At 49.7% G+C, this 15,344-nt stretch carries 10 protein-coding genes; 8 read left to right on the top strand and 2 right to left on the bottom strand.

What is annotated here, in order from left to right; all coding sequences use genetic code 11:
* Nucleotides 1-46: 46 nt before the first annotated feature.
* From cls to DW739_RS01585, 4 genes are all read left to right on the top strand, one after another.
* Nucleotides 47-1,588, top strand: a complete 1,542-nt coding sequence (gene cls / locus DW739_RS01570) for a cardiolipin synthase (RefSeq protein ID WP_337502334.1) — start codon at nt 47-49, stop codon at nt 1,586-1,588.
* A gap of 16 nt (nt 1,589-1,604) precedes the next feature.
* A complete protein-coding gene (locus tag DW739_RS01575; protein ID WP_118742517.1) occupies nt 1,605-2,165 on the top strand; it encodes a DNA-3-methyladenine glycosylase I in 561 nt (186 codons plus the stop codon).
* 62 nt (nt 2,166-2,227) lie between these two features.
* Complete coding sequence (locus DW739_RS01580; protein WP_243023710.1) at nt 2,228-5,407, top strand: ATP-binding protein; 3,180 nt, start codon at nt 2,228-2,230, stop codon at nt 5,405-5,407.
* A 39-nt stretch (nt 5,408-5,446) separates the two neighbouring features.
* Nucleotides 5,447-6,898, top strand: a complete 1,452-nt coding sequence (locus DW739_RS01585; RefSeq protein WP_118742518.1) for an AAA family ATPase — start codon at nt 5,447-5,449, stop codon at nt 6,896-6,898.
* 136 nt (nt 6,899-7,034) lie between these two features.
* On the opposite strand, the gene rpmB is transcribed toward DW739_RS01585, so the two are convergent.
* A complete protein-coding gene (rpmB, locus tag DW739_RS01590) occupies nt 7,035-7,220 on the bottom strand; it encodes a 50S ribosomal protein L28 (RefSeq protein ID WP_003504147.1) in 186 nt (61 codons plus the stop codon).
* Nucleotides 7,221-7,721: 501 nt separating this feature from the next.
* On the opposite strand from rpmB, the gene DW739_RS01595 reads away from it, so the two are divergent.
* The 3 genes from DW739_RS01595 (at nt 7,722) to recG (ending at nt 12,124) form a co-directional block, all read left to right on the top strand.
* Entirely contained in the window at nt 7,722-8,078 is a 357-nt protein-coding gene (locus DW739_RS01595; protein ID WP_022359718.1) for an Asp23/Gls24 family envelope stress response protein, read from the top strand.
* A 15-nt stretch (nt 8,079-8,093) separates the two neighbouring features.
* A complete protein-coding gene (locus tag DW739_RS01600) occupies nt 8,094-9,788 on the top strand; it encodes a DAK2 domain-containing protein (protein ID WP_118742519.1) in 1,695 nt (564 codons plus the stop codon).
* A 278-nt stretch (nt 9,789-10,066) separates the two neighbouring features.
* Complete coding sequence (gene recG, locus DW739_RS01605) at nt 10,067-12,124, top strand: ATP-dependent DNA helicase RecG (protein ID WP_118742520.1); 2,058 nt, start codon at nt 10,067-10,069, stop codon at nt 12,122-12,124.
* A gap of 136 nt (nt 12,125-12,260) precedes the next feature.
* Here recG and DW739_RS01610 read toward each other — a convergent pair whose 3' ends face one another.
* Nucleotides 12,261-13,448, bottom strand: coding sequence for a ribose-phosphate pyrophosphokinase (locus DW739_RS01610; protein WP_022359714.1), 1,188 nt, complete (start codon nt 13,446-13,448; stop codon nt 12,261-12,263).
* Nucleotides 13,449-13,727: 279 nt separating this feature from the next.
* Between DW739_RS01610 and DW739_RS01615 the strand changes: the two genes are divergently transcribed.
* Nucleotides 13,728-15,182 (top strand): DUF512 domain-containing protein, encoded by a 1,455-nt coding sequence (locus tag DW739_RS01615; RefSeq protein ID WP_118467626.1) that lies wholly within the window; start codon nt 13,728-13,730, stop codon nt 15,180-15,182.
* The last annotated feature ends 162 nt before the right edge of the window (nt 15,183-15,344 follow it).

Below are 15,344 nucleotides of genomic sequence, written 5' to 3' on the forward strand. Positions count from 1 at the left end.
AGGCAGAGAAATGGACTGGTAGAAAATGGAGAAAATACTTAAAAAATTGAAAAAACTGCTGCGTCTGATTTTCGGGCGTACCACGCTGGGAACGCTGTTTCTGCTGATACAGATTCTTGTGCTCTTTGCCGGGTTTGACTGGTTTAGAGAGTACCTGATCTATATGTACGGTGGATCTGCGATGCTCAGTGCGCTGGTTTTGATCTATATTATCAGCGATGAGGGAAACAGCACGATCAAGTTGTCCTGGGTAGTGCCGATATTGATATTTCCGGTGTTTGGAACGCTGTTTTATCTGTTTTTGACGCTGCAGCCGGGCACGCGCCGCATTAACCGGCGGATCGAGGAGGTTGGGACAAAACTTCGTCCGTACCTTTTACAGGATCCGGAGGTGCTGGCACACTATGAGAGCATCAGCGCCAGCGGCGGCAATCTCGTCCGCTATATGAACCAGTACGGACGTTTCCCGGCGTATGAAAATACGGGGGTACGCTATTTCCCACTGGGAGATGATATGTTTCCAGTATTATTGGAAGAACTCAAAAAAGCGGAACATTTTATATTTATGGAATATTTTATCGTAGAACACGGAGTGATGTGGGATGCGATTTTACAGGTGTTAGAGACGAAGGTCGCCGAGGGCGTGGAAGTCCGGTTTATGTATGACGGCATGGGAAATCTCTTCACGTTGCCGCACGGCTATGAGAAAGCGATGCAGGAGAAAGGTATCCAGTGCAAGATTTTTGCGCCGGTGCGTCCGGCTCTCTCGAGTTACCAGAATAACCGCGATCACCGGAAAATCTGTGTGATCGATGGTCATACCGCGTTTACCGGGGGCGTGAACCTGGCAGATGAATATATTAACCAGCGGGTGCGCTTCGGACATTGGAAGGACACGGCGGTCATGCTCAAGGGAAAAGCTGTAGACAGTTTTACAATGATGTTTTTGCAGCTCTGGGATGTGACGGAACGGGATGCGGAAGAATATCGCCGTTTTCTGTGTCCGGAGACATTTCATATGCCGGAGGGCATGGACTATGGCGGCTTTGTGATGCCATATGCGGACAGCCCGCTCGACGGGGAAAATGTCGGCGAGTCGGTGTACCTCGATATTTTAGGGCGTTCACGCCGGTATGTGCACATCACGACTCCGTATCTGATTCTCGACGATACGACGCTGGCGGCGCTCAAGTTTGCGGCAAAGCGCGGCGTGGAGGTCATTATTATCATGCCGCATATACCGGATAAGTTATATGCGTACCTGCTGGCGCGCAGCTACTACGCGGAGCTTCTGCGGGCTGGTGTTCAGATCTATGAATACACGCCGGGCTTTATCCATGCGAAGATGTTTACGAGCGACGATGAGAAGGCGGTGGTCGGAACGATCAACCTTGATTTCAGAAGCCTGTATCTGCATTTTGAGTGCGCGTCCTATTTCTTCCGCAATGCGGTTGTGATGGATGTGGAAGAAGATTTCCAGAAAACACTTGCAAAGAGCGAGCGGATTACTCTGGAAAACTGCCGGAAGTATCCGTTTATCCGGCGGTTTGCGGGGAAGGCACTGCGGATTCTGGCGCCGCTTATGTAGGCGAAGGGAGAAAAACATGGAATGGCACGATGGAAAACACCGCTGCCGCTGGGCGAATCCAAAGAATGAATTGTATATCCGTTACCATGACGAGGAGTGGGGAAAGTTAGTTCGGGATGATGCGAAGCTCTTTGAGATGCTGATCCTTGAATCCTTTCAGGCGGGGCTTTCATGGGAGTGCATCCTCAATAAGCGGGAGGCATTCCGCGCCGCGTTCGATGAATTTGACTTGGACAAGGTGTGCGGTTACGACGAGGCGAAGGAGGAAGCACTCCGGACCGCCCCGGGAATTGTACATAACCGGCTGAAAATTCATGCCGCTGTCACGAATGCACGGATATTCCGGGAAATTCAGAATGAATATGGGAGTTTTGACGCGTATCTGACTCACTGGACAGGAGACGCGGTGATTCATGAGACAGGCAAGGTCAGCTCGCCGCTCTCAGATGCAGTGTCGGCAGATCTCAAAAAGCGCGGGATGAAGTTTGCCGGGACGGTGATTATTTATTCGTATCTGCAGGCGGTCGGGCGGATTGAGTCGCATGAGGATGGATGCTTTCTGGGATATAAGATGTAAAATAACAAGATGGCAGGTGCAGGGAAAAGGGCGTGCCAGGGTTTTTGCGGGAGGACGGAGCGGTGGATTCCGAGAATGCGAATAAGAGTAAGAAGAAAAAGACTTCAAACATAATACAGATCTGCATCGGCGTGCTGGCGGTTGTGCTGGCGGCACTGATTATCGTGATGATGGGAATTGTCTCCAGTATTCAGGGAACGGCGCGTGTGGTCAATTATGCGGGACTGGTGCGCGGAAAGACACAGCGTATCATTAAATTGGAAATTTCCGGTCAGCCGGAGGATGGTATGATTCAGGATATTGAGGCCTTCGTCGACGGTCTGCGAAATGGCAATGGCGAACTGGGGCTGGTGCGCCTTGATGACGGGGCGTTTCAGAGTAAGATGCAGGAGTTGGAGGAGTACTTTGCCGCGCTTCACTATGAAATCCTGCGTGTCCGAGAAGTCGGCTATGAGAATACAGAGATCATTGATAAGAGCGAGCGGTTCTTTGAAATCTGTGATGAGGCGACGGGACTGGCGGAGGCGTATTCCCAGAGGAAGGCATCCTCGCTGACGGTAATTGAAAAATATATCACGATTGATATTATTGTTCTGATGCTTCTGATTGGATATGAATTTATCAAGGCGGTGCGCTTTGCGGCGATGAACCGTGCGCTGCAGAAAAAGGTGTATTTGGACAAGGCGACCGGACTTCCCAATAAGAATAAATGCGAAGAATTGCTGGATGATCCGGAACCGGCGGCAGAGAATGTGGGAGTATGCAGTTTTGACCTGAATAATCTCCGCCGAATCAACAACAGCATGGGGCATGAGGCGGGGGATGCCTACATCAGGCGGTTCGCCGTCTGCCTGCGCGCGTCCATGCCTGCGGAACAGTTCGTAGGGCGGGACGGCGGCGATGAATTTATTGCCGTTACGCATGGTCTGGATGAGGAGGCCATGCGGGAATGCCTCACCCATGTGCGGGAGGCGATGACAGAGGAGTCAAAGGGATATCCGGATATGCCGCTCAGCTATGCGGTCGGGTATGCACTTGCCAGTGATTTTCCGGGCAGCACGATGCGGGAGCTTTTCAGTTTTGCCGATAAAAATATGTATATCAACAAAAACCATGTAAAGCGCGAGGAAGCGGCAGCGGAAAAACGGCTGGATTTCCACCTGCTCAAGCTTTTAAACCGGTACGGGAGAAACTTTTCGGATTGTCTCTACTGCGACGCGCACATGGATACCTACCGGGCACTCCGTGCCAGTGCTGATTTCTTTCTGGCGTCAGACGGAAGCTATTCCGGTGCGGCGGAGCAGATAGTAGCGGAACGGGTGGCTCGTGCTGACCGCGCCAACATCCGCCAGAGCCTGCAGGTTTCAGAGCTTTCCGGGAAGCTGCAGGCGGAGGGAGATCTACTCGAATTGCAGTATGACACGAACGGTCAGGGACTCTACAGCCGCCTGACGCTGATCCCGGTAGATTGGGATGAGGAAGGAAAGCTGCATCATTTCCTGTTGGCATTTGAGACGATCCGGAAAAGTTCAGAAGGGCGGGCAGATGCGAAGGAACAGCTGACGCTTTATTATGAACAGCTCAAACAGTCGATTCTGGAAAATGACAGCTATGTGGATGCACTCCTGGATCTGTCGGATATGATATATACAGTTAATTTGACAAAGGATATTCTGGAGAAGAGTGTTGTCTTGAATGGAAAAGACGAGGAATGCCGGGAGCTATTTATGGACTATCCGCTGCCGTGTTCTTACCGTGATTATTGCAGTGAATATATGAAGATGGTCACCCAGGAGACCTTGGGAAGCTATCGTCTGGCAGATGATCCGGCTAAGCTGTTGAAGCGGTTTGAGGCAGGGGAGAAACATATTTCCGTGGAATACTGTATCCAGGAGGAAGATGGCACGATCTGCTGGGTACAGAAAACAGTTCTGATGACGCAGACGATCGTGTTTGATACGGAGCTTTCTTGTGAGATGCCGGTGGTTCATGCGATCATTCTTCTGCAGGATACGTCGCAGATGCACGCGCGGGATGAACAGGAGCACGCGCGCCTGCAGGCGGCATTTGATGAAATGCGGACGGCAAACCGGGCGAAAACAGATTTCTTAAGCCGCATGAGTCACGATATCCGGACACCGCTCAATGGTATTATCGGTCTTTTGAAAATCGATGAGGCACATTTTGATGATAAGGAGATGCTGATGGAAAATCACCGGAAAATGCAGGTGGCGGCGGGGCATCTGCTGTCCCTCATCAATGATGTGCTGCAGATGAGCAAGCTGGAAGAGGGAAAGATCATTCTGGCACATGATTATATTTCATTGGCAGAGATGACGCACGATATCGTGAGCATCATCATCGAGCGCGCGGTAGATGCGGGCATTCAATGGGAGTATGATAAAGGAAAAGCGGAGATTCCGTATCCGTATATTTATGGCAGCCAGCTCCATCTGCGCCAGATTTTCCTGAATATTTATGGAAACTGCATCAAATACAATCGTCCGGGCGGAAAAATCAGTACCAGGGTGGAGGCGCAGGATGTACGGGACGGCTGGTGCGTCTATAGGTGGACGATCTCGGACACGGGAGTTGGCATGAGCCAGGAATTTCTGGATCACATCTTTGACCCGTTTGCACAGGAGAAAAATGATGCGCGTAGTGTTTACCAGGGAACTGGGCTTGGCATGACGATCGTCAAAGGGCTGATTGAACAGATGCACGGAAACATCGAGGTGACGAGTGAGGTCGGCATTGGATCGACGTTTGTGGTGGAAATTCCATTTGAGATTGCACCGCCGCCGGAGGAGTTCCCGGTTAAGGAAGCAGTGCCGTCAGGAGATATTCACGGTTTGAAGCTGCTTTTGGCGGAGGATAATGAGTTGAATGCAGACATCGCGGAAACACTTCTGACCGATGCGGGTGCCCATGTCACGATTGTGAAGAACGGGAAGAAGGCAGTAGACTGCTTTGAGGCGGCACCTCCGGGGACGTTCGATGCGATTCTCATGGATGTGATGATGCCAGTGATGGATGGTCTGGCTGCGACACGCGCGATCCGGGCGATTCCGCGGGCGGATGCAAGGCAGATTCCGATTCTTGCCATGACGGCAAATGCCTTTGAAGAGGATGCCAGGCAGTGCTTGGCAGCTGGGATGAATGTGCATCTGGCAAAACCACTGCAGATGGATAAGGTGCTGGCAGCGCTCATGGAGTGCTGCGGCAAAAAGAAGGATCTATAAAGTTTGGAAAGGGCGAAAAGGAACGCAGGCGGTACAGGTATGAAAGCAATCTCTATTTACACGATTACCCGAAATCAGAATACGGAATACCTTCAAAAGCTGGAACGACAGCTTTCAGGGCGGGATGTGTTTCTGAAAATACGGGAATGGGAGCTGGACAGCATGAAAGCGCTGGTTTCGGAGTTGGAGAGACATATACAGGCGGTGTACGCACTGCGTTTTTTCTATTCCTTTCAGATTCCGAGACTGGGAAAAGAGTTTGATCTGCTTCAGATCAAGGAAGAACAAATTTTAAACCTTGAATTAAAGAGCGGACAGGTGTCGGATGAGGCGATCCGCAAGCAGCTCATACAAAACCGGTATTATCTGGCGGCGCTGGGAAAGCCGATTCGTTCGTACACTTATATTAGCAGCCAGAACCGCCTGGTGCGTCTGACGAATCATGACCGCATTGTGGAGGCGGACTGGGAACAGCTCTGCTGGGATTTGCAACAGGAGAGTGCTGATTATCCAGGCAATATCGAAGACTTGTTTCAGGCGGAGCTGTACCTGATTTCGCCGCTCACAGAGCCGGGACGGTTCTTAAAGAAAGAATATTTCCTGACATACCAGCAGAGGGATATTGAACGCCAGATTTTAAAGAAAATCCGGGCAGACCGGACGGGATATTTCTGGTTTACCGGGCTTCCGGGGACGGGAAAAACGCTGCTTTTATATGATATTGCGATGAAACTCTCCGGGCGGCAGCGGGTGTGCATGATCCACTGCGGTGAAGCGGGAAAAGAGTGGAAGGTGCTGCATGAGCGGCTGCGGCGGGTGGAGTACCTGGCGGAGGATAGTGTTCAAACGGGAGCGGAAATCAGGATTGAAGCATACAGCGCGATCTTAGTAGATGAGGCACACCTTCTGTCGCCCAATACATTGGAAATTTTGCTGGAGATCGGCAAAACACGTCCGGTTATTTTTTCCAGTAACTGTGAGGATATGATTTCGCCGGAAGAATTGGATCTGGGTGCAATAAAGCTCTTGGGGGAGCAGCCGGGAATCCAGACATTCCACCTGACGAATCGGATCCGTGCGAATGCAGAACTTTCCTATTTTATACAAAATATGATGCACCTGCCGCACGGACGCGGAATGCGGCACTATCCCCATGTCGCGGTGGTTTATGCCAACGATGAGTCAGAAGCAGCTAATTTGCTGAATGATTACATCCGTCAGGGATATGAGTGCCAGGAATCCGATTGGCAGGAAAAACTGGAAAAGCAATCCGATTCTGCCGTAGAAATACAATCTCGCCATACGCGAGAAGTCGATCGCATGGTGCATCGGCTGGATGGGCGCTATTATTATGATGAAATGGGATATCTGCGCTCGACGGAGCGCGATGTGAGACATCTTTTTTATCAGCTCAGCGAGGCAAAAGAAGAACTGGCGCTGGTGGTGATGGGAAATGAGAAGCTGTATGGAACGCTGCTGAACTTGTTTTAAGGTGTTTTGAAGGAAAGGTTTTATATAAAATGTTGGAATGTGCTCAAAAAGCATATTTCCAACATTTGTTGTCGTTCATTATGCTAAGGACAAGAAAAAAGCCTCAGGCAGACACCTGAGGCCAGTTAAACTCGATTTAGGCTCTTTCAACTAAACCGGATCTTAAGCAAGAAGTACATACATACATCTTCTGAGCTCCGCCATTAGTTTTAACCTTAACAGACTTAACGTTAGCTTTCCACATTTTGTTAGATCTTCTATGTGAATGACTCACTGCATTACCAAAATGAGCAGCTTTCTCGCAGATTGCACACTTAGCCATCGTAGCACCTCCTTAACCGATCATTGGACTTCCTATTAAAATCCATAACAAAGGTATAATAGCAGAAAATAGGAAAATATGCAAGTGAAAAACCAAAAAAAATAAAAAAAGTTTTCGACAGATGTCTATTTTCTATTTCCTTTTTAACGTGGGTGGTGTATAATATACGCGTAAGCCATGAGTCATGCGGATAAAAAAGGCTGAAAAACGGTGTTGTGCTTGCACATAAGCCGTATTTCAGACATTTTTATCCATAGGGCGAAGCCCGTGAGCGAGATGGAGCGAAGCGGAATCGAGCTGCATGACGGGGTAGAGAGACGCATATATTTCATCCCACGCGCCGACACAGGAGCCGTTCAGGCTCCGCATGTCCAGCCCGTGAAGTACTCATCCCACGCGCCGACACAGGAGCCGCTCCGGCTCCGCATGTCCAGCCCGTAAAAAATCATGGCATAGAATTCGAATCAAACAAAAACAAGTAAAGAAACGGAGGCTGTCAATATGAAAGGACGCATCGACAATAAAATGGGTTCGATCCAGATCGATCCGGAAGTAATTGCAATGTACGCCGGAACGACAGCAGTAGAATGCTTCGGTATCGTTGGCATGGCGGCTGTCAGTATGAAAGATGGTCTGGTAAGACTGCTTAAAAGAGAAAGCCTGACACACGGCATCAACGTAGCCATCAAGGACAATGCACTCAGCATCGATTTCCACGTAATCGTGGCATATGGGGTCAGCATCTCTACCGTTGCGGACAACCTGATCGAGAGTGTAAAATATAAAGTAGAAGAGTTTACTGGCATGAAGGTTGAGAAAATCAGCATTTATGTTGAAGGCGTAAGAGTGATAGATTAAGGAGGAACAAACCCTGTGGGCATGAATTATATAGATGCCGGGATGTTAAAGAATGCATTTCTGGCTGGAGCAAAGGGCCTGGAGGCCAACAAGGAATGGATCAATGAGCTGAACGTATTTCCTGTTCCAGATGGAGATACCGGTACGAACATGACGATGACGATTCTGTCAGCCGCCAGAGAAGTGGCAGCCGTTGAAAATCCGACGATGGAGGCGCTGGCGAGAGCGATTTCCTCCGGTTCCCTGCGTGGCGCACGAGGCAATTCCGGCGTTATCCTTTCACAGCTCTTCCGCGGATTTACGAAAGAGATTAAGACGGTAGATGTCATTACGACGAGTGTTCTCTCAGACGCATTTAACCGTGCGACGGAGACAGCTTATAAGGCAGTTATGAAGCCGAAGGAAGGTACGATTCTGACTGTTGCCAAGGGAATGGCGGATAAAGCGGCAGAACTGGCACCGCAGACCGATGACGTACTTGAATTTTCAGAGAAAGTATTGGAGTACGGCGAATATGTTTTAAGCCAGACACCGGAGATGCTTCCGGTTCTGAAAGAGGCAGGTGTAGTGGATTCTGGCGGACAGGGTCTGATTCAGGTTATCAAGGGCTGTATTGAGGGCTTAAAAGGAAAAGTCGTGGATATCGACGCGGCAGTTACTCCGTCTGTATCGGGAAATGGAGCGGCAAAAACAGCAACAGGCGCCGGAAGCACGCAGGCAGCGGATATCCGTTTTGGTTATTGTACGGAATTTATTATCAATGCAGAAAAACCGGCGGATGAGACGACAGAGCAGGAACTGAAAGATTATCTGAGCACGATCGGCGACTCCCTGGTAGTTGTGGCAGATGATGATATTGTCAAGATTCACGTTCATACAAACGATCCAGGTCTGGCGATTCAGAAAGCACTGACCTACGGTTCCCTGTCCCGCATCAAGATTGACAATATGCGCGAGGAACATCAGGAGAAACTGATCAAAGATTCCGAACGTCTGGCGGCACAGCAGAAGGCAGAAGAAGAAGCCAAAGAGAAGAAGGAAGAACCACGCAAGAAATATGGATTTATCGCCGTATCGGTCGGAGAAGGTCTTTCTGAGATTTTCAAGGGCATCGGCGCTGACTATATCATCGAGGGCGGACAAACGATGAATCCGAGTACGGAGGATATGCTGGAAGCAATCGAAAAAGTCCATGCCGAGACAGTTTACATTCTGCCGAACAATAAAAATATTATTCTGGCGGCAGAGCAGGCAAAGAGCCTGTCAGAAGATACCAAGGTATATGTAGTTCCGTCCAAGACGGTTCCGCAGGGTATCACGGCGCTGATTAATTTTGCTCCGGATCTGACGGCGGAAGAAAATATGGAACAGATGACCGAGGAGATGAGCCACGTTAAGACCGGTCAGATTACCTACGCAGTCCGCAATACATCGATCGATGGTATGGAGATCGCAGAGGGCGATATCATGGGGATCGGCGACAGCGGCATGCTGGCAGTTGGCAAGAATATCGAGGAGACCGCGATGGAGTCACTTCGTAAGATGGTAGATGATGAGCCTGAGCTTGTGACGATCTATTATGGTGAGGATGTCACGGAAGAGGACGCAGAGGCATTCTGTGAGAAAGCCCGCAAAGAATTTACATCCTGCGAATTTGAATGCCAGAATGGCGGGCAGCCGATTTACTATTATATGATTTCGGTAGAGTAGATTTAGGTCGTTTAAAGTGATTGAAATGCGTTAAATGAAGCTGCATTATTGGCTGAGAAAATGCAGATAATGAGGAAATGAATTTTCTATGTGATGGCGCAGATAAAACATTTGACGTATAAAACAAAATAATTCATAAGTATGAAATGAGGCAGGTCAGGGGAGAGATCCCTGCGTCCTGCCTCTCTTTCATTCTAATGTATTCCCGGATTTTTTGTCCGGTAACTGTCCGCGTGGCTGATTTTCCGGAGAATATTCTGAAAAGCAGGAGGAGATAAATGGAACAGCAGAATATAACCGCTGTCAAGGGCATCGGTGAAAAGACGGCAAAGCTATTTCAAAAAATAGGCGTGGAAACGGTGGAAGAACTGCTCCATTATTATCCGCGTGCTTATGATGAGTTTAAGGAACCGCAGCCGATCGCGGAACTGAAGGAAGATACGATCGCGGCAGTCGGCGGAATCCTGGCAAAAACGGCGGATGTGGTGCGGTATGGAGCGCGCCTGCAGGTTACGACGGCTGGATTGCGGGACAGCGGAGGCACACTGGCGCTGGCATGGTACAATATGCCCTATCTGCGCGGGACGCTCAAGGCGGGGGAACGCTTTATTTTCCGTGGCCGTGTGGTAAAAAAACGGGGAAGACTTACGATGGAGCAGCCGGAGATCTACCGCCCGGAACAGTATGCGAAAGTCGTGTCGTCTATGCAGCCGGTTTACGGACAGACGAAGGGACTTGGCAATAAGACGATCGCAAAGGCAGTCACGGAAGCCCTCACGATGCGCCAGATGGAACGGGAATATCTGCCGGCTGGTCTGCGGGAAAAGTACGGATTGGCGGAAATCAACTATGCGCTGGAGCACATCCATTTTCCGGCAAACCGGGAAGAACTGATGTTTTCCCGGAAACGTCTTGTGTTTGATGAATTTTTCATGTTCCTAATGTCAGTGCGCCTGCTCAAAGACAAAAAAGAAGATAAAAAGAGCGCATATCCATTTACGTTTTCTGGGGAAATGGCGTCGGTGGAAGAGCGCCTCCCATATGCTCTGACCGGGGCACAGAAAAAGGTAATCCGGGAGGTGTACGCCGATTTGTCCGGCGGGCATATCATGACCCGATTGATTCAGGGCGACGTTGGTTCGGGTAAGACGATTGTGGCGATTCTGGCGTTGCTGCAGGCGGCGGCAAATGGATATCAGGGGGCGCTGATGGTGCCGACGGAGGTACTGGCGCGCCAGCATTACGAGTCGATGACCGAATTGTTTGCGTCGCTGGGAATCACATATCGTCCGGTGCTTCTGACCGGTTCGATGACAGCAAAGGAAAAACGGCTTGCCAGAGAGTCGATTGAAAATCATGAGGCAGATATCGTGATTGGAACCCACGCGCTGATTCAGGAAAAAGTGGTGTACGACAATCTGGCATTGGTAATCACGGATGAACAGCACCGTTTTGGAGTGGCGCAGCGGGAAATGCTGAGCAAAAAAGGCGGCGAGCCGCATGTGCTTGTCATGAGTGCGACGCCGATCCCGCGGACGCTGGCGATTATTTTATATGGGGATCTTGATATTTCCATCATCGATGAACTTCCGGCAAACCGGCAGCCGATCAAGAACTGTGTCGTGAACCGTGAATTTCGCCCGAATGCCTACCGTTTCATCGAAAATGAAGTCCGCGCCGGCCGTCAGGCATACGTCATCTGCCCGATGGTCGAGCCGAGCGAGATGCTGGAGGCAGAGAACGTCATCGATTATACCGAAGAGCTGCGCCGCGCCCTGTCCCCGTCGATCCGGGTGGAATATCTGCACGGAAAGATGAAGGGAAAAGAAAAAAATGCGATCATGGAAGCATTTGCGGCAAATGAGATTCATGTGCTGGTATCCACCACGGTCATCGAGGTCGGAATCAATGTCCCGAATGCCACCGTTATGATGATCGAAAATGCCGAGCGTTTCGGTCTGGCGCAGCTCCATCAGCTCCGCGGGCGCGTCGGTCGAGGAAAAGATCAGTCCTACTGCATCATGGTCAACGCCTCCGGCGAGGAAGACGCCGGAAAGCGGCTGGATATTCTCAATAAGTCAAATGACGGCTTCTACATCGCCTCCGAAGACTTAAAACTGCGCGGTCCCGGAGACCTCTTCGGCGTCCGCCAGAGCGGCGATCTCGAATTCCATTTAGCGGATATATTTGCAGATGCAGATATATTGAAGGCAGTTTCGGATGAAGTGAAGAAATTAATGGATAAAGATCCGCTGTTGGAGGCGGAGGAGAATCAGGAACTGAAACGGAAGATGAATGGGTATTTGGAGAGAGGTTGGGAGAAGGTGAATTTGTGATGGGGATGGATTGAATTGCAAATCGCGGTTTGAGTAGATTAATTAGAAAAAGCTCCTGCATACACAGAATGAACATTCATCTGTGTATGCAGGAGTTTTTTGAAATTTCCAGCGGTTTATCAGCCGTCAATTCTCATTACATCTGTCCCTCGTTATACCGCTTAATCAGCTTCTGGATCTTCGCCGTCGGTGTCAGTGCGTTCTCCAGAGATACGTTATGGTTCAGGGAGTTGATGATTGCAGCGATAAACTTGCTCATATCAGCTTCTACATACCAGTCACGTTTAAGAAGTTCCGGCGTGTGGTAGTTTAAGTTGGTGGTTACGACGCAGTCGAGGTAACCTTTTGCGAAAAATTCGTCGAATTTCTCAAGTCCGTTGGTGAACAGACCGAAGGTAGCGCATACAACGACGCGTTTTGCCTTGCGCTCTTTGAGGGCGCGGCAGGTGTCCAGCATGCTCTCGCCGGAGGAGATCATGTCATCGATGATGAGAACGGTCTTTCCTTCAACGGAAGAACCTAAGAACTCATGGGCAACGATCGGGTTACGTCCATTGACAACACGGGAGTAATCGCGGCGTTTGTAGAACATACCCATGTCAACACCCAGGTTGTTTGCCAGATATACGGCGCGGGACATAGCGCCCTCGTCCGGGCTGATAACCATCAGGTTGTCCTTGTCGATCTTTAAGGTTTTGTCATGGTTCAGTAATGCCTTGATAAACTGGTAGGTCGGCATGAAATTATCAAAACCGCTTAACGGAATGGAGTTCTGTACACGCGGGTCATGTGCATCGAAGGTAATGATGTTGCTTACGCCCATCTGAATCAGTTCTTCGAGCATCATCGCGCAGTCAAGGGATTCACGACCGCTGCGCTTGTGCTGGCGTCCTTCATATAAGAACGGCATGATAACATTGACACGATGTGCGGTAGCAATGGATGCGCCGATGATACGTTTTAAATCCTGATAATGGTCGTCCGGGGACATATGATTGGTAAATCCGCTCATTTTGTAGGTCAGGCTGTAGTTGGTTACATCGACCATGGCGTAAATATCGGTACCACGGACAGACTCATTGACGATGCCTTTTGCTTCACCGCTTCCGAAACGCGGGCACGCGCAGTCAAGCATGTAGGAATCAGCATCATAGCCGCGGTACTGTAAATTTTCCTGACGTTTTTTCAGGACTTCAATATCGTTGCGGCGGAAATTGATAATGTGGGAGTTGACTTTCTCAGCCAGATCCCGGCAGCTCTCCAGTGCGGCAATTTTAAGCGGCGCAACCGGAAGCGTGTCATTAAACACGTAGTCATTCGACATGATTATACCTCCAAACAGTGTAGGTCCTTCGATGCATGCGGGCAGAGCGTACAAGTTTGTCTGCCATTTGCAGGACATAATACAACTATTTTATACCATTTTACGATAAGAAACGTCAATAGCAAATGAGAAAATTACAAAAAAAATCAAATATTTGGCTTGCTTCCCCAAAAATCCACATCTGCGAATCAGAAGCACAACTTTACAAAAAAGCTGATTACTGTTAATATAATACTGGATTCTTAGGGTTTAAAAATATTTGAAATGAGGATTTTATAAATGAAAAAAGGTCATCTGATAAAATCGGTCGATCCGGGCTCAATTGCGGAGGAAATGGAGCTGGAACCGGGGGACGTCCTTCTGACGATCGATGGAGATGAGATAGAGGATATTTTTGATTATGAATATAAGATAAACAGTGAGGAGATTACGCTGCTGGTCCGCAAGAAGAACGGAGAGGAGTGGGAACTGGATATCGTAAATGAGTATCAGGATCTGGGGATTACCTTTGAAAATGGTCTGATGAGCGATTATCGTTCCTGCAGGAATAAGTGCATCTTCTGTTTCATCGACCAGATGCCGCCGGGCATGCGTGAGACACTGTATTTTAAGGACGATGATTCCAGACTTTCGTTCCTGCAGGGCAACTATATCACGCTGACGAATATGAAGGATAAGGATATTGAGCGGATTATCCGGTTTAAGCTGGCGCCGATCAATATTTCAGTGCAGACGACAAATCCGGAGCTGCGCTGCAAGATGCTTCATAACCGCTTTGCCGGTGAGGCACTCCAGAAAATCGACCGCCTGTATGAGGCGGATATCCCGATGAATGGTCAGATCGTTTTATGCCGGGGCGTCAATGACGGGGCGGAGTTAGACCGTTCGATCCGTGATCTGACGAAATACATTCCGGCGATGCAGAGTGTTTCGGTCGTGCCGGTCGGTCTCTCGAAGTACCGCGATGGTCTGTATCCGCTTGAGCCGTTTACACCGGAGCAGTTGGGCGATACCATTGATTTGATAGAGAAATGGCAGAAGAAGATCTATGCGGAACACGGTATTCACTTCATTCACGCCAGCGATGAGTTTTACATGGGCGCCGGACGCCCACTTCCGGAAGCGGATCGCTATGATGGCTATATCCAGCTGGAAAATGGGGTCGGCATGATTCGCCTGATGGAGGAGGAGATAGCCGAGGCGCTGGAGCAGCTGCATCCGGGAGAGGCTGGCGAGGTGTGCCCGGAGGAGATTTCGATTGCAACGGGACGGCTGGCTGCCCCGTATATTGAGCAGTATGTAGAGCGCGTGTGCCGCCAGTTCCCGGGGAAAAAGGTACATGTATATGCGATCCGCAATGACTTCTTTGGTGAGCGGATCACGGTGGCGGGGCTGATCACGGCAAAGGATCTGATTGCACAGTTAAAGGAACAGCCGCTTGGCAGCCGCCTGCTGCTTCCAAGCGCCATGTTCCGAAGCGGCGAGGAGACATTTCTGGATGATCTGACCCGCACGGATGTACAAAATGCTTTACAAGTTCCGGTGGATATTGTAAAATCAAGCGGACGTGATTTTGTGGAAGCAATTCTGGCTCCTGTGAAGGAGGAAAGCTCCAGGCATGGCGAGTATGAGCCGGATCCGGAGGAATTTGCCGCTCAGATGGATGATAACTGGCAGGAAGAAGATCTGGATGGCGTACAGGTGTACGCATATGAGCCGGAAGACCTGGATTAGGCTGCCCCAGACGAAGTCGTTTGTTTTGAAGAGGAAGACTCAGATCTGGAGGATGAGAAAGAAACGTGATGGCTGGAAATACAGTGGAAAACGTGCTTTCGGACACACAGAAAGAAAGTGTCTGGATGTGAAATGCATCACAATGAATGAAACAAGTAACTG

Origin of the sequence: Clostridium sp. AM28-20LB (genome assembly GCF_003480665.1) — a bacterium.
In the GTDB taxonomy this organism is placed as follows: domain Bacteria; phylum Bacillota; class Clostridia; order Lachnospirales; family Lachnospiraceae; genus Otoolea; species Otoolea fessa.